The sequence below is a fragment of the Citrobacter braakii genome (assembly GCF_009648935.1).
Classification (GTDB): domain Bacteria; phylum Pseudomonadota; class Gammaproteobacteria; order Enterobacterales; family Enterobacteriaceae; genus Citrobacter; species Citrobacter braakii.
The window spans coordinates 1,280,487-1,300,301 of sequence record NZ_CP045771.1 but is presented as its reverse complement, the minus strand read 5'-3'; the positions used below and the strand labels follow the sequence as shown (position 1 = coordinate 1,300,301).

At 52.0% G+C, this 19,815-nt stretch carries 16 protein-coding genes; 7 read left to right on the top strand and 9 right to left on the bottom strand.

Going from position 1 to position 19,815, the window contains the following annotated elements; translation table 11 throughout:
* Positions 1-10: 10 nt before the first annotated feature.
* From glgX to asd, 3 genes are all read right to left on the bottom strand, one after another.
* Positions 11-1,987 carry a glycogen debranching protein GlgX gene (gene glgX, locus GFC06_RS05975; RefSeq protein WP_019078135.1) on the bottom strand — a complete coding sequence of 659 codons (1,977 nt, stop codon included), beginning with the start codon at positions 1,985-1,987 and terminating at the stop codon, positions 11-13.
* Positions 1,987-4,170: a 1,4-alpha-glucan branching enzyme gene (gene glgB, locus GFC06_RS05970; protein WP_016154817.1), complete on the bottom strand. Its 2,184-nt coding sequence runs from the start codon at positions 4,168-4,170 to the stop codon at positions 1,987-1,989. Before glgB ends, glgX begins: the two co-directional genes overlap by 1 nt.
* A 364-nt stretch (positions 4,171-4,534) precedes the next feature.
* Positions 4,535-5,641 carry an aspartate-semialdehyde dehydrogenase gene (gene asd, locus GFC06_RS05965; protein WP_016154818.1) on the bottom strand — a complete coding sequence of 369 codons (1,107 nt, stop codon included), beginning with the start codon at positions 5,639-5,641 and terminating at the stop codon, positions 4,535-4,537.
* 191 nt (positions 5,642-5,832) lie between these two features.
* Between asd and yhgN the strand changes: the two genes are divergently transcribed.
* A complete protein-coding gene (yhgN, locus tag GFC06_RS05960) occupies positions 5,833-6,426 on the top strand; it encodes an NAAT family transporter YhgN (RefSeq protein ID WP_003023480.1) in 594 nt (197 codons plus the stop codon).
* A gap of 233 nt (positions 6,427-6,659) precedes the next feature.
* Here yhgN and gntU read toward each other — a convergent pair whose 3' ends face one another.
* The 5 genes from gntU to GFC06_RS05935 form a co-directional block, all read right to left on the bottom strand.
* Entirely contained in the window at positions 6,660-8,000 is a 1,341-nt protein-coding gene (gene gntU / locus GFC06_RS05955; RefSeq protein ID WP_016154820.1) for a gluconate transporter, read from the bottom strand.
* Positions 8,000-8,530 carry a gluconokinase gene (gntK, locus tag GFC06_RS05950; RefSeq protein ID WP_003023475.1) on the bottom strand — a complete coding sequence of 177 codons (531 nt, stop codon included), beginning with the start codon at positions 8,528-8,530 and terminating at the stop codon, positions 8,000-8,002. The genes gntU and gntK overlap by 1 nt, the downstream gene beginning before the upstream one ends.
* A gap of 141 nt (positions 8,531-8,671) precedes the next feature.
* Positions 8,672-9,667, bottom strand: coding sequence for a gluconate operon transcriptional repressor GntR (gntR, locus tag GFC06_RS05945; protein ID WP_016157654.1), 996 nt, complete (start codon positions 9,665-9,667; stop codon positions 8,672-8,674).
* A 223-nt stretch (positions 9,668-9,890) separates the two neighbouring features.
* Positions 9,891-10,586, bottom strand: coding sequence for a quercetin 2,3-dioxygenase (gene yhhW / locus GFC06_RS05940; RefSeq protein ID WP_016154822.1), 696 nt, complete (start codon positions 10,584-10,586; stop codon positions 9,891-9,893).
* Positions 10,587-10,709: 123 nt separating this feature from the next.
* Positions 10,710-11,747: an oxidoreductase gene (locus tag GFC06_RS05935; protein WP_153689939.1), complete on the bottom strand. Its 1,038-nt coding sequence runs from the start codon at positions 11,745-11,747 to the stop codon at positions 10,710-10,712.
* A 456-nt stretch (positions 11,748-12,203) separates the two neighbouring features.
* Here GFC06_RS05935 and yhhY point away from each other — a divergent pair, with 456 nt between their 5' ends.
* The 6 genes from yhhY to GFC06_RS05905 all read left to right on the top strand — a co-directional run bounded on the left by yhhY (position 12,204) and on the right by GFC06_RS05905 (position 17,994).
* Positions 12,204-12,692: an N-acetyltransferase gene (yhhY, locus tag GFC06_RS05930; protein ID WP_019078130.1), complete on the top strand. Its 489-nt coding sequence runs from the start codon at positions 12,204-12,206 to the stop codon at positions 12,690-12,692.
* A 45-nt stretch (positions 12,693-12,737) separates the two neighbouring features.
* Positions 12,738-13,622: a hypothetical protein gene (locus tag GFC06_RS05925; RefSeq protein WP_153689938.1), complete on the top strand. Its 885-nt coding sequence runs from the start codon at positions 12,738-12,740 to the stop codon at positions 13,620-13,622.
* Positions 13,623-13,946: 324 nt separating this feature from the next.
* Positions 13,947-15,161 (top strand): PfkB family carbohydrate kinase, encoded by a 1,215-nt coding sequence (locus GFC06_RS05920; protein WP_049283108.1) that lies wholly within the window; start codon positions 13,947-13,949, stop codon positions 15,159-15,161.
* Between the two features lie 15 nt (positions 15,162-15,176).
* Positions 15,177-15,938, top strand: a complete 762-nt coding sequence (locus GFC06_RS05915) for a glutamine amidotransferase (RefSeq protein ID WP_049283109.1) — start codon at positions 15,177-15,179, stop codon at positions 15,936-15,938.
* A gap of 53 nt (positions 15,939-15,991) precedes the next feature.
* Entirely contained in the window at positions 15,992-16,963 is a 972-nt protein-coding gene (locus tag GFC06_RS05910) for a DMT family transporter (RefSeq protein ID WP_049283110.1), read from the top strand.
* Complete coding sequence (locus GFC06_RS05905; protein ID WP_049283111.1) at positions 16,960-17,994, top strand: phosphotriesterase family protein; 1,035 nt, start codon at positions 16,960-16,962, stop codon at positions 17,992-17,994. The genes GFC06_RS05910 and GFC06_RS05905 overlap by 4 nt, the downstream gene beginning before the upstream one ends.
* A gap of 44 nt (positions 17,995-18,038) precedes the next feature.
* On the opposite strand, the gene ggt is transcribed toward GFC06_RS05905, so the two are convergent.
* Positions 18,039-19,784, bottom strand: coding sequence for a gamma-glutamyltransferase (ggt, locus tag GFC06_RS05900; protein WP_194831213.1), 1,746 nt, complete (start codon positions 19,782-19,784; stop codon positions 18,039-18,041).
* Positions 19,785-19,815: the final 31 nt, after the last annotated feature.

The following is a 19,815-nucleotide window of genomic DNA, read 5'->3' as shown; positions in this document are numbered from 1 at the left end:
TAACTCCTTTTTATCTTCTCTGGAACACACACAGTCCGTGCGCAGGTCCCTGCCAGACCGCCGTAAGCACCGGATTATCCTCTCCGGCAAATGGGGGAATGGCGTGCCATTCCCCTTCAGGTAAAACGATATCTGTCACCTCAAGCGTGGCGTTTATTGCAATCAGGAAACGATCTGAAAGCAGGATTTGCATCTGCCTCGGGCCGTTATGCCACTCATCCGCACTTAAGGGTTGTGCGTACTTATTCAGCCAACGAACATTGCCATCGCCCTCTTCCCACCAGCAATCACCTGTTAATGCAGGTATTTGCCTACGCAGATGAATCAACGCGGCGGTAAATGTGGTTAGCCCACTGTTTGCCTGCTGCCAGTCCAGCCAGGTTAAGGCGTTATCCTGGCAGTAAGCGTTATTATTACCGTGCTGGCTATGACCATGCTCATCACCCGCCAGCAGCATCGGCGTCCCCTGGGAGAGCAACAGCGTGGTTAACAGCGCATGAATGCTGTCGCGCCGCCGCTCAATCAGGTCCAGCGAGCCGCCTAATCCTTCTTTACCATGATTGTCACTGTAGTTATTGCTAGTGCCGTCGCGATTTTCCTCACCATTCGCTTCATTGTGCTTATTTGTGAAGCAAACGCAGTCGCGTAGCGTAAAACCGTCATGCGCGGTCACCAGATTGACCGTGGCGCTGGGATTGCGGCCCGGGCGTTTAAACACGTCGCTGGATGCAGCAAAACGTCCGGCAAACTCGCCCAACGAGAGATTACGCTGGAGCCAAAAACGTCGCGTTGCATCGCGGAAATGGTCGTTCCACTCGGCAAACGGCGGGGGGAAATTCCCCACCTGATACCCGCCTTCACCAATATCCCACGGTTCCGCAATCAGCTTGGCGCGTGAGAGCAGCGGACAGTTTTGGATCGCGGTAAACAGCGGAGCATCCTGACGAAACTCAGGCGTACGCCCCATGACGGAAGCCAAATCAAAACGAAAACCATCCACATGGCAGGTTTCAACCCAGTAGCGCAGGCACTCGCATGCGTATTCCACAACGCCAGGATGGCTCAGATTGATGGTGTTCCCACAACCGGTCCAGTTGTAGTAATCGCCATCATCTCTGATCCAATAATAGCTACGGTTATCAATTCCGCGCAGCGAGAAGACAGGTCCTTCGAGATCCAGCTCGGCGCTGTGGTTTAAAACGATGTCGAGAATGACCTCAATACCCGCTTTATGCAGCGCTTTTACCGCGTCGCGAAACTCATCAAGCGCACTCTCCGGCGAGCTGGCATAGGCCGGATGCAGCGCGTACATCGCCACCGGGTTGTAGCCCCAGTAGTTTGACAGGCCCAGTCGCTGAAGCCGCGGTTCGCTGGCGAAATGCGCCACCGGTAACAGCTCCAGTGCGGTAATGCCGAGGCGCTTGAAATAGTCGATCATCACCGGATGACCCAGCGCTTTGTAGGTCCCGCGAATTTCTTCCGGCAGGTCAGGATGCAAATACGTCAGCCCTTTGACATGCGCTTCGTAAATTACGGTATTGCCCCACGGCGTGCGCGGCGGGGCATCATCCTCCCAGTCATAATGGTCGGACACCACCACGCCCTTCAGCGCGATGGCGGCATTATCATGATGATCCGGTTCATTCAGCCCACCGTGCAGCAGTGGGTTATCTTTTAACTCGCCATCCACCCGACGCGCGCAAGGGTCAAGCAGCAGTTTCGCCGGATTAAACCGGTGGCCCTGCTGCGGTTGCCACGGACCATGTACGCGATAGCCATAGCGTAGACCGGGACGGGCGTTGGCCAGATAGCCGTGCCAGACATCGCCGCTACGCCCCGGCAGGTCGTAGCGGAGTTCGCAGCCTTGCTCATCGAATACGCATAATTCAACGCGTTCAGCGTGGGCCGAAAAGAGGGTGAAATTGACGCCATGGCCGTCATACGTTGCACCATGGGGGGTGGCGTTGCCGGTTGCCAGTTGCGTCATTATCCCTCCCGCACCAGCCAGATCGTTGCCAGCGGTGGCAACGTCAGGCTCAGTGAGTGCTGACGACCATGACTGGCGATTTCATCGCTGTGCACCGCGCCGCCGTTACCGGTATTGCTACCGTGATAATGCATCGAATCGGTATTGAGGATCTCGCGCCATTTGCCCGGCTGATTGATACCGAAGCGATAGCCGTGGCGAGGCACTGGCGTAAAGTTGCTGATAACGATGATTTCATTACCGACTTTGTCACGACGAACGAAAGCCAGCACCGAACGTTCTTTGTCATCTACCACCAGCCACTCGAAGCCATAGGCGTCAAAATCAAGCTCGTGCAGCGCTTTGTGATGACGATAGGTAAGGTTCAGATCGCGCACCAAACGTTGTACGCCGTGGTGCCAGTTATCGCCGCCTTCCAGCAAATGCCAGTCGAGGCTAGCGTCGTGATTCCACTCACGCCCCTGAGCAAACTCGTTGCCCATAAACAGCAGTTTCTTGCCTGGGAAGGCCCACATCCAGCCGTAGTAGGCGCGCAGGTTGGCAAACTTCTGCCATGCGTCCCCCGGCATGCGATCGAGAATTGATTTTTTACCGTGTACCACTTCATCGTGCGACAGCGGCAGGACAAAGTTTTCGGTGTAGTTGTACAGCATGCCGAAAGTCAGCTTATCGTGATGGAACTGACGATGAACCGGATCCAACTTCATGTAGTCCAGCGTGTCGTGCATCCAGCCGAGGTTCCACTTATACCAGAACCCTAAACCGCCCATATCCTGTGGCCTTGAAACGCCGGCAAAGTCGGTGGACTCTTCCGCCATGCTCACGGCCCCCGGCACCTGCTCGCCAAGAATACGGTTGGTATTACGTAAAAACTCAATGGCTTCGAGGTTTTCACGACCGCCAAATTCGTTCGGGACCCACTCCCCTTCTTTACGGCTGTAGTCGCGATAAATCATCGACGCCACGGCATCTACACGCAGCGCATCAATACCAAAACGTTCAATCCAGTACAGGGCATTGCCCACCAGATAGTTACTGACTTCACGGCGACCGTAGTTGTAGATCAGCGTGTTCCAGTCCTGGTGATACCCTTCGCGCGGGTCGCTGTGCTCATACAGATTGGTGCCATCAAACTCTGCCAGACCAAAGTCGTCCGACGGGAAATGGCCCGGCACCCAGTCGAGAATGACGTTCAGTCCGGCCTGATGCGCGGCATTCACAAAATAGCGGAAATCATCACGCGTCCCGAAACGACGGGTCGGCGCATACATACCGGTAGGTTGGTAGCCCCAGCTACCGTCGAACGGATGCTCATTAATCGGCAACAGTTCGAGATGGGTAAAGCCCATCCACTTGACGTAAGGCACCAGCTGATCCGCCAGTTCGCGGTAGCTCAGCCAGAAGTTGTTATCGGTATGACGACGCCATGAGCCCAGGTGCACTTCATAGATAGAGATCGGCGCATCAAACTGGTTGGCTTTTTTTCGCTCCTCGCTTTGCACCACTTTTTCCGGCAGACCGCAGATAAGCGACGCGGTTTCCGGGCGCATTTGCGCTTCGAAGGCGTAAGGGTCCGCTTTGATTCGCAGCTTACCGTTCGCATCGATCATCTCGTATTTATACAGTTGACCATGCTGCGCGCCGGGGATAAACAGCTCCCAGATACCGCTTTCTTTGCGCAGGCGCATCGGGTGGCGACGTCCATCCCAGTAGTTGAACTGCCCAACCACTGAAACGCGTTGAGCGTTAGGCGCCCAGACGGAGAAGCGCGTACCGGTTACGCCATCCATGGTATCCGCATGCGCGCCCAGCGTTTCGTAAGGTCGCAGGTGCGTACCTTCAGATAACAGCCAGGCATCCATATCCTGGATCAGCGGGCCAAAACGATAAGGGTCATCAATCAGATTCTCCTGTCCATGCCAGACAACAGCTAACTGATAGCGAAAGAAATTTTTACGGCGGGGAAGTACAGCACAGAAAAAACCGCGAGAGTCGAGGCAGTCCAGCTTGCCGACTTTGCGTCCGGTTTTGGGTTCGATCACCCACACTTCGGTGGCGTCAGGTAATAGGGCGCGGACTTCAAGTCCAGCGTCAGTTTGGTGCATACCGAGTACGGAAAAAGGATCCGCAAAATGGCCTGCAATTAGCGCATTAATCACGTCTCTATCGATACGAACGGACATGGTTGTCATCCTGTTTTATGGTGTCACGCCTTCCAACTGATCTTCGACATCAGGTAGTGACACTTTTTTTGACCTGAACGGCGCAGCACAATTGTGCATCCTCTCTGCGTCGTCCCACCTTCAGGCAACAACTTAATACCTCCGGTACTAAGTCACCCTTAAAGAATAGCCAATGCTTTATCTTACTCCTGGTAAAAAATGAAACATCTGCGCTTACTCCTGTATTACGCAAAAAAATGGGTGACTCAGCACCCATTGTTAAAACACGCAATCACTCTGCCGGAGAGCCGTATTGACTGATCCGGCCAGGTGGTTCGCGTCGTTTGTAGGCCTGATAAACGTGGCGTCATCAGGCCGTCCCACATTACGCCAACTGACGCAGCATACGGCGCAATGGCTCCGCAGCACCCCACAGCAACTGGTCGCCCACGGTAAAGGCTGACAGGAACTCCGGTCCCATATTCAGCTTACGCAGACGGCCTACTGGCGTGGTCAGCGTGCCGGTAACGGCCGCCGGGGTTAACTCACGCATGGTGATATCCCGATCGTTTGGCACGACTTTGGCCCACGGATTGTGCGCTGCCAGCAGTTCTTCCACGGTCGGAATAGACACATCTTTTTTCAGTTTAATGGTGAACGCCTGGCTGTGGCAGCGCAGCGCACCGACGCGCACGCACAGACCATCAACCGGGATCACGGAAGAGGTGTTAAGAATTTTGTTGGTTTCAGCCTGTCCCTTCCACTCTTCGCGGCTCTGACCGTTATCAAGTTGTTTGTCGATCCACGGAATCAGGCTACCGGCCAACGGTACGCCAAAGTTATCAACCGGCAGTTCACCGCTGCGGGACAGGGTCGTCACTTTACGTTCGATATCGAGAATAGCAGAGGAAGGGGTTGCCAGTTCATCGGCCACATGGCCATACAGATGACCCATCTGGGACAGCAGTTCGCGCATATGGCGCGCGCCGCCGCCGGAGGCCGCCTGATAGGTCGCCACAGAAACCCAGTCAACCAGGTCATTGGCAAACAGGCCACCGAGGGACATCAGCATCAGGCTAACGGTACAGTTACCGCCGACAAAGGTCTTAATACCTTTGTTCAGGCCGTCAGTGATGACATCCTGGTTAACCGGATCGAGAATGATGATGGCATCGTCTTTCATACGCAGCGAAGAGGCCGCGTCAATCCAGTAACCCTGCCAACCGCTTTCACGAAGCTTTGGATAGATTTCGTTGGTATAATCGCCGCCCTGACAGGTCACGATGATATCGAGCGCCTTCAGCGCATCCAGATCAAAAGCGTCCTGAAGCGTGCCGGTCGTGGTTCCACCGAATGTCGGTGCCGCCTGCCCGAGCTGGGAAGTAGAAAAGAAAACAGGGCGAATGGCGTCGAAGTCACGCTCCTCAACCATGCGTTGCATGAGAACAGAGCCGACCATACCGCGCCAGCCGATAAAACCAACATTTTTCATAGCGTTTTTTTCCTGCAGAGATGTGTGCTGTGTATGCTAACCAGTATCCTACTGGCCTATCCTTCACCATACAAAAAGCAGCCAAAGTCGCAAGTGAAATTAATCAATGATAGCGAAGCCATCAGTAATGCGACTTATCTCGCTGCGCAAGCAAGCAGAAAGTCCGCGGTAATAGTAAGGGAATTTGAGTTATGAATGAAATCATTTCAGCGGCAGTTTTATTGATCCTTATTATGGACCCGCTCGGAAATCTGCCCATTTTCATGTCCGTATTGAAACATACCGAACCAAAACGCCGCCGCGCGATTATGATTCGCGAGCTGTTCATTGCGCTGTTGGTGATGCTGATATTCCTGTTTGCTGGCGAGAAAATACTGGCATTTCTTAACCTGCGCGCGGAAACCGTATCGATCTCCGGGGGCATCATTTTGTTCCTGATCGCCATTAAGATGATTTTCCCCAGCGCCACCGGGAATAGCACCGGGCTTCCGGCAGGCGAAGAGCCGTTTATCGTGCCACTGGCGATTCCGCTGGTAGCGGGTCCAACAATCCTGGCTTCATTAATGCTGTTATCACATCAGTATCCGAACCAGATGGGGCATCTGGTGATTGCTCTGCTGATCGCCTGGGGTGGTACTTTTGTGATTTTGCTGCAGTCTTCGCTGTTTTTACGCCTGCTGGGCGAGAAAGGGGTTAACGCACTGGAGCGCCTGATGGGGCTGATTCTGGTGATGATGGCTACCCAGATGTTCCTCGACGGCGTAAGGATGTGGATGAAGGGGTAATCTCTCCTTTTTGGCTCAGATAGCATGTTACCCGGAGAACAGTTCCGTTCACGTTATGCTCATTACTTCTCTGACGTCACCAGTGAACGTGTTAAGGGGGCTACGCAGCCCCCTTAACAATCCAGGCTCTCCGGCAGGAAAATCGCCGCGCATCCTTGCGCTTACCCGGCCTACGGTGTGGATGTGTGCTCGTTTCCAGGCCCGGTAAGCGCAAGCGCCACCGGGCAATGCCATCAGCTCAACAGCTGAAAGGCAATCATACCGACAATCGCACCGACCGTGCCGAGGATGGTTTCCATCATCGTCCAGGTCTTCAGCGTTTGCGCTTCGGTCGCACCGGTAAATTTACCGAACAACCAGAAACCAGCGTCGTTAACGTGGCTGACCACGATAGAGCCGCCCGCGATACAGATAGACAGTGCCGCCATCTGGGCACCGGAGTAGTTCAACTGCTCAATCACCGGCATCACCAGACCAACCGCCGTTAAGCAGGCTACAGTCGCGGAACCCTGAATGATACGCACAGCCGCCGCCAGCACGAAGCAGGTGATGGCAATCGGCAGACCCATACCGGTTAACGCTTCGCCCAGCGCCGGACCGACGCCAGAATCAACCAGAACCTGTTTGAACACACCGCCCGCACCAATCACCAGCAGAATAATCCCCGCCGGCTGCAGCGCATGACCACAGATCTCCATCACGCGGTCTTTTGGCATGCCCTGGCGCACCGCCAGACCGTAAATCGCCACCAGACAGGCAACCAGAATCGCGGTAAACGGGTGACCGATAAACTCGAACCATTCATAGGTTGTAGAACCGACCGGAACAAAGCGTGCGGCGATAGTTTTCAGTCCCACCAGCACCAGCGGCAGCAGGATAAGCGATAAGCTGAAGCCAAAGGATGGCATTTTGCCTTCGCCCAGATGCGGCTCGGAAATATCTTCCGGTACGTGCAGCTCGACGTAACGGCTGATGAAATTCCCCCACAGCGGCCCGGCGATAATCATGCCCGGAATCGCGGCACACAGGCCAATCAGGATCATCCAGCCAAAGTCGGCGTGCATCTGAGAGGCCAGCAGCATCGGCGCAGGCCCAGGCAGCAGAAATGCCGCAGCAGCCGCTACGCCCGCAAACAGCGGGATCACAAGCTTAACCAGGTTTGTCCCCGTATGGCGCGCCATTGAGAATGCCACGCTAATCAGCAGCACAATCGCCACCTCAAAGAATAGCGGCAGCGCGCAAATCAGACCGGCCAGGCCAATCGCATAATGTGCGCGGCTGTGACCGAAGGATTTCAGCATTTTGACGGCAATCTGATCGACAGCTCCGGTCTCATGCAAAATCTTGCCGAACATCGCCCCCAGCGCCACAACAATCGCCAGGAAACCGAGCGTGCCTCCCATCCCTTTTTCCATGGTCGCCGCGATTTTATCGAGCGGCATACCGGAAAAGAGACCTGCACCAATGGATACCACCATCAAAGCAACGAAGGCGTGCATACGCGCCTTCATCACTAAAAACAGCAGTAATAAAACGGACCCTACTGCTGTTAAAACAAGCGTTAATGTACTCACTACTTACTGCCCTGGTTAATAACCTCAATGGTGCTGGCGACCACACCGTCCAGTGGTTGATCGATATCGACCACCAGTACATCGTTTTCATTCGCACCCGGTTCTTCCAGCGCTTCAAACTGGGTCACCAGCATCTGCGTTTTGAAGAAGTGGCCTTTACGCGCTTTCAGGCGGCTTTCGATAACGTCAAAATCCCCTTTCAGATAGATGAAAGAGAGGTTCGGGTTACCGTCGCGTAGCTGGTCGCGATAGACTTTTTTCAGGGCGGAACAGACGATCAGCGAAACCTTGTTGGTACGCTGCATCGCAAAGGCGGCGTCATTCAACGCCTGTAACCACGGTTTGCGGTCGTCATCGTTGAGTGGCTCACCGGAAGCCATTTTCATGATGTTGCTGCGCGGATGGAGAAAATCGCCATCAAGAAACGCGGCCTGCAGTTGATGCGCCACTTCGCTGGCGACAGCAGATTTACCGCTGCCCGATACGCCCATCAGAACGTAAACGTGGTGATCATGATTAGTCGTGCTCAAAGCGTTGCCCCCACTGGTACAAGAATCAGGAAATTGTTACGGGTAACTGTTATCGGTAACATTGTCCAGCCGGATAAATAGAGAAGCAATATCCATTCGTGCTCGAAGTGTATAAGTGTGAGCTACTTCAAACTTGTTGGCTTAAATAGATCCGCCCGGTGACAAGGTGAAACCTAAATCTAACATTTTAGGTGTGACGGCTTCACCGCGGATGCGCGCCAGCAGACGTTCTGCGCCAATGCTGCCCATGCGTTCACGCGGCGTGAGCACGCTCGCCAGACGCGGCTCCATCACCTGCCCGATGTCGTGACCGTGGAATCCGGCAATCGCCATGTCATCAGGGATTTTCAGCCCTAAACGCTGGCATTCGAAGGCCGCCCCTACCGCCAGGTCATCGTTGGTACAAAAGACACCATCAAGCTGCGGGTATTCACGCCGCGCCTGACGGATAAGTTCAATACCGGAGGAGTAGGAAGAGGACTGCTCCACCATCACGCTGTACGGCACCAGGTCGGCATCACGCATTGCCTGCTCGTAGCCTCTCTGTTTGATGATAGTACGTTCATCAAGGCGTGCGCCAAGATAGGCAACATGACGGTGCCCGCGGGCGATGATAGCGGCTGTCATCTGACGCGCGGCTTCGAAGTTGTCGAAGCCCACGGCAATATCAAGGCATGGGGACTGGCTGTCCATCAGCTCAACCACCGGGATACCGGCAACCTCAATCATTTTCAGCGTACGGGGCGTATGGCTACGTTCGGTGAGGATCAGGCCATCAATATTCCACGACAGCATCGATTCCAGACGCTCTTGTTCCATCTCAGGCTTATAGCCGTAGTGCGCCAGCATGGTTTGATAACCATGAGCGTCAGTGACAGCCTCAATGCCGCGAAGCACTTCAGCAAAAACCTGGTTGGTGAGAGACGGTAACAGCACGCCGATAGCGCGGCTGGTGGCGTTAGAAAGGATATCAGGAGCGCGATTGGGAATATAACCCAGCTCATCAAGTGCAGCGGCAATTTTGCCCCGCAGCGCCACGGAGACCTGCTCCGGGTTACGCAAAAAGCGGCTGACCGTCATTTTGGTCACGCCCACGCGGTCGGCTACATCCTGAAGTACGGGTCTTTTCTTTTTCATCGTCCTGAAGCGTTAAAAAGGGATAGATTCCCCCAGTTTACCACGGACGTGCGTGAACCTTCGCAGAGAAAAAAAGGAGTTTTTTATTGTGAGAAATACACAAAATCATTCGAGTTGCATCAAGGCGGCGACGCAGTAAATCCCCGGGAGCGTACATTAAGTACGCGACCGGGGTGAGCGAGGAAAGCCAACACAGATGCAGCTTGAAGGATGCCGTGTATTTTTATACAGGCGGCAGGTCAAACAGTAACACTTCGCTGTCGCTGTCGGCATGAATAGAAATGGCCTGTTCATCCCAGATTGCCAGACCATCGCTGGTGGTCGCTTTGGTCCCGTTAATTGTCACGTTACCTTTTACTACCTGGATCCAGACGCGGCGTTCAGCGGCAATCTGATGCACCGACTGCTCATCTTTGATCAGTGCCCAACGGTAAAGCTCCATATCCTGGTACACTTTCAGCGAGCCATCACGGGCATCCGGCGACAGCACCAGTTGTTTACCCTGAGCGGCATCAAAACGGCGCTGCTCATAGCGTGGGGTAATACCGTTTTCCTGCGGCATGATCCAAATCTGATACAGATGCAGCTTCTCAGTATTGCTCGGGTTGTACTCCGAGTGACGGATCCCCGTCCCGGCGCTCATTATCTGGAACTCACCGGCCGGAACCTGCTCTTTGTTCCCCATGCTGTCCTGATGTTCCACCGCGCCTTCCAGCACGTAAGTCAGGATTTCCATGTCTTTATGGGGATGAGTACCAAAGCCCTGACCTGCGTCGATCACGTCATCGTTAATCACGCGCAGTGCCGAGAACCCCATAAAATTTGGGTCATAGTAGTTGGCAAAAGAGAAGGTATGCCAGGAATCGAGCCAGCCATGATTAGCGTGGCCACGGTCATTAGCTTTGCGTAAGTAGATCATTGTGTTCACCCCCAGATGTTTTCGATGGAGTAAGTGTGGACTCAATCCGCCGGGGATCATAGAGGGTGAAAATTGACTCCTCTGTTCAAAAAAAATGAACAAGCCCAGAGGAGTCTGCGCAGGCTATTTGGCGAGAGTTATCGTCGCCGGAGAAGCCTGTTCAAAGGCGCGTTCGAGGAGTTCCAGGTTGGTAAGAACTTCAGATTCCTTGACGTAATTAGGCGTACCGGCTGTCAGCGTCTGGTAAAGCGAATCATAGACGCGACCATAGTCCCCCACTTCCGGCTGCACCTCTTCTTTTACCGTCAGGCCGTCATCGTTGACGTACTCCAGCATCCCAATGGAATCGTCAGCAGCGAAACCTGGCTCACCTGGCATGATATTGGCCTTCAGGCTGGTTTCCTGCTGGTCGATGCCGTACTTCACAAACGAGCCTTTGGTACCGTGAACGATAAACTTCGGATAGTCGATTTTCACCAAGTGACTGGTTTTAACAATGGCTTTCAGAGAGCCGTAGAACAGCTGCGCTTCAAAGGTATCGTCCGGATTCGCTTTGTTGCGCAGGCTGCGGATGTCATAGGCCACGCAATCGGGACGACCGAACAGCGAGATAATCTGATCCATGGTGTGTACGCCCAGACCATAGAATGCGCCGTCCTGCGGCAGTCCCGGCTTGGTTTCCGCCTCGGGGCGGTAGTAATCGAAATGGCTTTCAACCTCAACAATTTCGCCGAGCTTGCCGCTCTCAATCGCTTTTTTAGCGGTGAGGAAGCAGGAATCAAAACGACGGTTCTGATATGGCGTAACGGTCAGTCCTTTGCTTTGCGCCAGTTCGAACAGTGCTTTTGCTTGCGCAAGCGTCGGCGTGAAGGGTTTCTCAACCAGCACGTTTTTACCCGCTTCCAGCGCGCGTTTGGCGTATTCAAAATGGCTGTCAGCATGGGTACAGACGATCACCAGCTTCACCTGCGGATCGTTTAAGATCTCGTCAAGGTCACTGGTGAAGTGAATATGTGAATATTGTGGCGCCTGCTCTTCCGGCTTGGCGTGGCGGCGAAAAATGTGCGCGACATGCCAGCTATTTTTGCGGTTGAGGACGTACGGCAAATGGTAGCGAGTGGTGCTTTTACCAAAACCAATAAATGCGCAGTGTAAGGTCATGAGACGATCCTTTCGAAGGTGATTGTCTACACCATAGCGCAAAGCGGCTGGAGACTGAATGTTGGATTCTTTGCCGGATGGCGCTTGAACTGCACCACAGGGCGACAGGATCGACCGTCGGCGTCGCAGGCAGTTTGTTCACGGCAAGCGCGCAGGGCCCGGAGCGTACTAAATGTACGTGAGGAGCACGAGCACTTCCCGGGGACGAAATGGCAAGTAAGCCAGGCAGACACAAAACCTCAAAAAAAAAGCCAGCAAAAGCTGGCTAAAGTAATACTGGAAGCAATGTGAGCAATGTCGTGCTTTCAGGTTCTCCGTAGGGGTTCCCCTGAATGCAGAGCAATAATAATCATTCTCATTCGCACTTGTCTACTTCTTTTTGCAAAAAAATGCAGTTGACGGAATTTTCTTTCTCAGCGAGTGTAAATACACAATTAACCCTGCTGGAGATAAGGAATGAGTGAGATAGTGATACGCCACGCTGAACCGAAAGATTACGACGCAATTCGTCAGATCCACGCCCAGCCGGAGGTGTACCACAACACGCTACAGGTTCCTCATCCTTCCCTCGAGATGTGGCAAGCGAGGCTAACCGAGCAAGCCGGGGTCAAACAACTGGTTGCCTGCATTGACGATATCGTCGTGGGGCATCTCTGTATTGAGGTCGCGCAACGCCCGCGCCGCAGCCACGTGGCTGATTTTGGTATCTGCGTGGATGCACGGTGGCACAATCGCGGCGTTGCCAGCGCGTTGATTCGCACGATGATCGACATGTGCGACAACTGGCTGCGCGTCGAGCGTATTGAGCTAACGGTATTTGTTGATAATGAGCCGGCCGTGGCGGTGTATAAGAAATACGGCTTTGAAATCGAAGGCACAGGTAAGAAATACGGCCTGCGCAACGGTGAATACGTTGATGCCTACTTTATGGCGCGCGTGAAATAAAATTAAGGGCGAGTCTTATCGCCCTTCTTATTGAAAGGACGCAGAGTGAAAAAGTACCTTCCCCTGGTGTTGCTGGCAGCACTCTCCCCTGCTTTCGCCACTACCGTACAAAATCTCGATTCCGTGCCCAGCGCCATTCAACACCCGGAAGGTAAACAGATTTTTGCTGAGCAAATGGCGGGAGCAACCCCTGCCAAAGGATTTGGCGAGCTTCCACAGGGATTATCTGAGAACGCGTGGATTGCCTGGGTTGCGCCGAATGAAGATCCTGACAACCTGATCCTCACGGGTGCCAAAGCCTGGGGCAAAGACGGCAAATATATCGGTGTCGCCTGTTTCACCGACAATCCGGCCGACGCCGGGCAGGCAAAGAAATACGCGGATAACAACTGTCCGGAAAACTACAGCAACGGGCGCGCCAATAAATTATATCTCGGCGTTTTTTCCTGGCAGAACCAACAGCTAACGCCGATTGCACGCTCGGAAAAACCATTAAACCAACTCTCTGAGTGGAATAAAACCGCCGAAAAAGAGAGCGATGATGAGTCCGTCAGACCGCTGGCCTATTATACAAAACTGGATCTGGCACCGTACCGGATCGCACCCGATACGCTGGCGTTTGGGGTGCGCGGTGGATACTCTGAGGCGTATTCCGGCGGCGGCGCATTTTATGAAGTGCTGGAGCTCTATGCGATCAAAGACAACAGGATAATCAACGTATATTCCGACCTTGTTTATCAATATACGGACATCGCCGGAGAGTGGAATAAAGACGGTACAAGACAGCACGACATCAGCGAAAGTAAATATATCCTCAAAATGCGTTCGGCAAAAACGCACGGGTTTTATGATTTAGAGCGCGTAAACCTGCAGGATAAAAGCAGCCAAATATTCCGCTGGTCTGAATCGCTGCAGCGATATGCGCCATAACCAACCAATAAGGCCGACATCGTTCTGAACGCTGTAGGCCATTATCCGTTATATCTCGCCGTTAAATTCAGGAGCAGAAGCGCTATCCGACCCTGGCATAGAGTTTTTGATTGCAGTCCATCGTTTCCCCCGCCGTCATGTTCAGGCCTAACAACCACCTGAATTATATGGTTATTCACCTTTTTATCTTCATCGCTATTTTTCGTAACGTTAATAATATTAATATTACATTTTTGTTTTTTTTTGGTTTCTGCCATCACTTTATGGTGACAATCACAACAATATACTTCTCCTGGGACTAACTTAACCACGGTGAGGTAAAAAATGAAATTTGAACGCCATCATAGAATATTGAAAGAAATCAGTATTTCGGGAGTTGTAAAAGTTTCAAATCTGGCGAAAAGTCTCAAGGTAACAAAAGAAACCATTCGCTCAGATCTCAATGAACTTGCCGGACAGGGATATCTCACTCGCTGTCATGGTGGTGCATTTATTACCCTTGATTCTCTTGATAACGTTGCAAAAAACGAAATTGCTTATGTGCTGGAAAAATATGAATCAGCGCAGAAAATAAAAAAAGGTCTCTCTGCCATGAAAAATAATGTATGTGTTATTGGCTCGTTCAATGTTGATATTATCAGTTACCTACCGAGGCTACCCTCGACAGGAGAATCATTACTTGCCGATAAATTTATTTTTTCGCCAGGCGGTAAAGGATGTAATCAAGCATTAGCGGCAAGCTATGCCGATTCTGATGTGCATTTTATTACTAAAGTAGGGTCAGACCATTTTAGCGATTACGCCATTAATTTTATAAACTCATCAAAAATCCATAAAAGTGTAATCTACCAGACCAAAGAAACACAAACTGGTACAGCTACCATCATGGTGAATGGAGATACCGGGGATAACGTCATCGCTATCTATCCCGGTGCTAATATGACAATTTCACCTGATGAAATCACCATACAAAAAGAAGCCATTATTCATTCAGATATTGTTCTTGTACAACTGGAGACAAATTACGAGGCGCTTCAGCAAACAATTCGTCTCGCACAAAAAAATGACATACCGGTAATTATCAATCCAGCGCCATACAATGAAATGGTCAATACCATCATTGATGACATCGATTACATTACGCCAAATGAAACCGAAGCTGGTCTCCTGGCAAACATGTCCGTCAATGACATTGAGTCAGCCAAATGTGCAGCGAAGATTATTCATCAGAAAGGTGTAAAAAATACCATTATTACTTTAGGTAGCAAAGGATCTCTCGCTTATGACGGAACGCAATTCATCTATTCTCCGGCATTCCCGGCAGTTGTAAAAAATACCGCAGGAGCTGGCGACGCCTTCAATGGCGCACTCGCATCTGGCCTTGCTAAAGGAAAATCACTGGCATCCGCATTATGCTACGCCAGCGCATTCGCCTCGCTTGCTGTTGAAACACCCAATGCCTCTGACATGCCAGAAAACGAATCCGTTCTACATCGCATTCAGAGTTCACATTACAAACAAACTATCTCAACTCACTAAATCAAGGAGCAGACTATGAACAATACGCAGAAAAAACTAAAGGTGCTCTTTATTGGAGAATCCTGGCATATTCACATGATTCATTCAAAAGGTTATGACAGCTTTACCTCCAGTAAATATGAAGAAGGCGCTACATGGTTACTGGAATGCTTAAAGAAAGGTGGTGTGGAAATTGATTACATGCCTGCTCACACCGTACAAATCGCATTTCCAGAAAGCATTGATGAACTAAACCGTTATGATGTCATTGTCATTAGCGATATCGGCAGCAATACATTCCTGTTGCAAAACGAGACATTCTATCAGCTCAAAATAAAGCCAAATGCTCTGGAATCAATTAAAGAGTACGTCAAAAATGGTGGTGGTCTGCTTATGATTGGCGGCTATCTATCATTTATGGGTATTGAGGCAAAGGCCAATTACAAGAACACCATTCTTGCCGAGGTCTTGCCAGTTATTATGCTTGACGGCGATGACCGAGTAGAAAAACCAGAGGGTATCTACGCTGAGGCTGTCTCGCCTGAACATCCTGTTGTAGACGGATTCTCAGACTACCCGATATTTCTTGGATATAACCAGGTTGTCGCCAGAGAAGATGCTGATGTCGTATTAACAATAAATAATGACCCACTGTTAGTGTTCGGTAAATACCAACAGGGTAAAACCGCCTGTTTTATGAGTGACTGTTCGCCGCACTGGGGAACTCAGCAATTCATGTCCTGGCCGTTTTATACCGACCTGTGGGTTAACACGCTTCAATTCATCGCCAGAAAATAAAAAACAATGGAGTAACGAAAGTTACTCCTTTTATAAAATATAAGGATTGATGTATGAACAAGAATAAGTACTCAACCCCCTTACTGATGCTTGCAACGATCTTAGCCGGTATGCTTTCCCCAATGCAGTCTGCCGTTAATGGGCAATTGGGACACTGGTTGCAGGATGGTAATGCTTGCGCAGTAATCTCTTTCGCCAGCGGTCTGGTCGTCATGTTTTTTATTATTATTGCGCGTAAAGAAACACGCCATCAATTCGCGTCGATCCCTACGCTGATTAAAAAGCGGAAAATCCCCTTGTGGAATTGGTTTGCCGGGTTATGCGGGGCGATGGTCGTATTTTCTGAAGGCGCATCAGCCAGCGCGTTAGGCGTTGCCACTTTTCAAACTGCATTAATTTCCGCCCTGCTCCTTTCCGGCCTGCTGTGCGACCGTTTTGGCGTCGGTGTGGATGAGAAGAAATATTTCACGCCATGGCGCGTTACTGGCGCATTGTTCGCTGTTATTGCCACGATTTTTGTCGTGTCGCCACAGTGGCACTCAACCTCGTTTATCCTGCTGGCTATCCTTCCATTTTTGGCAGGATTACTCGCTGGCTGGCAGCCTGCGGGGAATGCCAAAGTCGCCGAAGCAACGGGATCCATGCTGGTTTCCATTACCTGGAACTTCATCGTCGGCTTTTGTGTCCTGGGTGCAGCGCTGGCGATACGTGTCGCATTAGGGCATGTCACCGTCCAGTTACCCGATACGTGGTGGATGTATCTCGGTGGCCCGCTGGGTCTGCTGTCCATCGGGCTGATGGCGATTCTGGTCAGAGGCTTAGGACTATTAATGCTGGGTGTCGCCTCTACCGCGGGTCAGTTACTGGGATCGGTGTTGATTGATGAGTTAATCCCATCATTAGGCAATACGGTCTATCTGGTCACCATCATCGGTACATTATTCGCGTTAGTAGGTGCAATTGTTACCACCATCCCCGAATACAGAGCATCCAAAATGGCGAAAAAAATGGAGGTGTCAGGATGAAAGGCTTCCTGCAAACCGTAACGGGCCCGGTGGCACACTCAGAAATGGGTCTAACGCTACCGCATGAGCACCTGTTTAACGATTTGTCATCCGTTGTTGACGAGCCACAGTATGCTTTTTCACAGCAGTTGGTGGGAAAGAAAGTCAGTGCTGACCTGCAGTGGGGACTGAAACACGACCCGTACTGCTGCGCCGATAACATGGACAGAAAAGAGATTGATGATGTCATCTTTGAAATCAATAACTTCATGTCACTGGGAGGCAGGACGATTGTCGACGCGACGGGTTCTGAATCTATTGGTCGGGACGCCACTTCATTGCGGGAAGTGGCATTAAAAACTGGTTTGAATATCGTTGCTTCATCAGGACCTTATCTGGAAAAGTTTGAAAGCGCCAGGATCCACAAACCTGTCGAGTTATTAGCCTCACTTATTGATAAGGAACTGAATCAGGGGATTGGCGAGACGGATATTCGCGCCGGTATGATCGGTGAAATTGGCGTATCACCCGCTTTTACCCAAGCTGAGCGCAACAGCCTGCGCGCGGCGTCTCTGGCACAACGTAATAATCCCCATACGGCAATGAATATCCATATGCCAGGGTGGCTGCGGCTGGGTGATGAGGTACTAGATATTGTCCTTGAAGAGATGAACGTCTCTCCGGCAAAAGTTTCGCTGGCGCACTCAGACCCTTCAGGAAAGGATGTTGCTTATCAACGTAAAATGCTTGACCGCGGCGTATGGCTTGAATTTGACATGATTGGTCTGGACATTACTTTCCCCAAAGAAGGTATCGCCCCAGGTGTTCAGGACACCGCAGATGCGGTAGCACATCTGATTGAACTGGGTTACGCCGACCAGATCGTATTAAGCCATGATGTTTTTCTCAAACAGATGTGGGCAAAAAATGGGGGGAATGGTTGGGGATTTGTCCCAAATGTTTTCCTCGCCTATCTGGCTGCCCGTGGCGTGGATAACGATACTCTTCGCAAGCTCTGTATTGATAATCCGGCGCGGTTACTCACGGCGTAACTAACATATAGCCCGGCGCCTGATGCCGGGCTATTAATCAACAATCAGTAACCCGCCGTTAAATCATCCACGGAACGCGGGTCGGACGCGCCATACAGTGCGCCATCCGGTCCAACCATAATGCTCTGCGTGCTGCCCATCGCTTCTTTCAGCGCCACTTTCTGTCCTTTTTGCTCCAGCAGCTTAATTGTATCCGGGCTGAAGCCCTTCTCAATACGAAGCTCATCCGGCAACCACTGATGATGGAAGCGCGGTGCGTTGGTCGCTTCGGCGACGTTCATCCCGAAATCAATGCTGTTGACCACCATTTGCAGCACAGTAGTGATAATTCGACTCCCGCCTGGGCTGCCGGTAACCAGCCAGGTTTTCCCATCTTTTACCACGATAGTCGGCGACATAGATGACAGCGGACGCTTCTTCGGTCCGACCGCGTTGGCATCGCCGCCTACCAGACCGTATACGTTCGGTACGCCCGGCTTGGCAGAGAAGTCGTCCATTTCATTATTGAGCAGAATGCCAGTGTTACCCGCCACAATACCGGTCCCGAAGGTGGTATTCAGGGTATAGGTCACCGCCACGGCATTGCCGTCTTTATCCACCACCGAGAAGTGAGTGGTCTGATTGCTTTCATACGGAGCGAGCTTGCCAGGTTTAATCTGGCTGGAAGGCTTAGCCTTGTTGATATCAATCTGATCGGCAAGCGTTTTAGCATAGGCTTTGTTGGTCAATGCCTGCCACGGCACTTTCACAAAATCGGGATCGCCCAGATACTCCGAGCGGTCAGCGTAGGCATACTTCTCCGCTTCAGCCATGACCTGCATGGCGTCGGCGCTGCCAAATCCGTATTTCTTCATATCAAAGTTTTCAAGAATATTGAGGATCTGCACGATGTGAATACCGCCAGAGGAGGGCGGCGGCATGGAGAAGACCTGATACCCGCGATAGTCACCGCTAATCGGCGTACGCTCCACGGCTTTATAGCTGGCTAAGTCCTCTTTGGTCATCAGCCCGCCGTTCTTCTGCATTTCCCCGGCGATCTGATCGGCAATAGCGCCTTTATAAAACGCATCCGGGCCGCTTTCGGCAATCATTTCCAGGCTTTTCGCCAGGTTCTTTTGTACCAGCTTATCGCCTTTTTTCAGCGGCTCACCGTCTTTCCAGAAAATGGCTTTGCTGTTCTCGTGATTAGGGAGCACTTCACTGCCATAGGTTTTCAGATCGTCGGCCAGTGCGTCATTAACCACAAAACCCTCTTCCGCCAGCTTCATCGCCGGACGTACCACTTTGTTCAGCGGCATCGTGCCGTATTTCTCCAGCGCCAGCGAGAAACCCGCGACGGTACCCGGCGTACCGGATGCCAGATGCGACGTCAGCGACTTTTTCGCATCGGGGTTGCCCTGCTCATCAAGGAACATGTCGCGGGTCGCGCCAGCAGGGGCCATTTCGCGAAAATCAATCGCCGTGGTGTTACCGTCTTTGGTACGCAGCAGCATAAAACCGCCACCGCCCAGATTGCCCGCCTGGGGATGCGTCACCGCCAGCGCGTAGCCAACGGCCACGGCGGCATCGACGGCATTCCCACCCTGTTTAAGAATATCCACCCCCACCTGAGTGGCAAGCGCATCCACGGAGGCCACCATCCCCTGCTGCGCACGCACGGGATGGAACACATCCTCCTCAACACCGTATGATACCGGCGGCGGTGCAGCCGGAGCGGCAGCAACGCTAAAACAACTTCCTGAGAGCAGAGCAGCAATGGCTACCCGGCGTAAAAACGTCGGTTTTATCATCGTTATTCTCCAGATGTATGGGGGTCAGCCC

Excerpts from the sequence above, each read along its gene's own strand:
- gntR (WP_016157654.1), bottom strand. The coding sequence starts at position 9,667 with ATGAAAAAGAAAAGACCCGTACTTCAGGATGTAGCCGACCGCGTGGGC.
- glgX (WP_019078135.1), bottom strand. The coding sequence starts at position 1,987 with ATGACGCAACTGGCAACCGGCAACGCCACCCCCCATGGTGCAACGTAT.
- GFC06_RS05915 (WP_049283109.1), top strand. The coding sequence starts at position 15,177 with ATGAACAATACGCAGAAAAAACTAAAGGTGCTCTTTATTGGAGAATCC.
- GFC06_RS05920 (WP_049283108.1), top strand. The coding sequence starts at position 13,947 with ATGAAATTTGAACGCCATCATAGAATATTGAAAGAAATCAGTATTTCG.
- yhgN (WP_003023480.1), top strand. The coding sequence starts at position 5,833 with ATGAATGAAATCATTTCAGCGGCAGTTTTATTGATCCTTATTATGGAC.
- GFC06_RS05935 (WP_153689939.1), bottom strand. The coding sequence starts at position 11,747 with ATGACCTTACACTGCGCATTTATTGGTTTTGGTAAAAGCACCACTCGC.
- yhhW (WP_016154822.1), bottom strand. The coding sequence starts at position 10,586 with ATGATCTACTTACGCAAAGCTAATGACCGTGGCCACGCTAATCATGGC.
- glgB (WP_016154817.1), bottom strand. The coding sequence starts at position 4,170 with ATGTCCGTTCGTATCGATAGAGACGTGATTAATGCGCTAATTGCAGGC.
- ggt (WP_194831213.1), bottom strand. The coding sequence starts at position 19,784 with ATGATAAAACCGACGTTTTTACGCCGGGTAGCCATTGCTGCTCTGCTC.
- GFC06_RS05905 (WP_049283111.1), top strand. The coding sequence starts at position 16,960 with ATGAAAGGCTTCCTGCAAACCGTAACGGGCCCGGTGGCACACTCAGAA.
- GFC06_RS05910 (WP_049283110.1), top strand. The coding sequence starts at position 15,992 with ATGAACAAGAATAAGTACTCAACCCCCTTACTGATGCTTGCAACGATC.
- asd (WP_016154818.1), bottom strand. The coding sequence starts at position 5,641 with ATGAAAAATGTTGGTTTTATCGGCTGGCGCGGTATGGTCGGCTCTGTT.
- yhhY (WP_019078130.1), top strand. The coding sequence starts at position 12,204 with ATGAGTGAGATAGTGATACGCCACGCTGAACCGAAAGATTACGACGCA.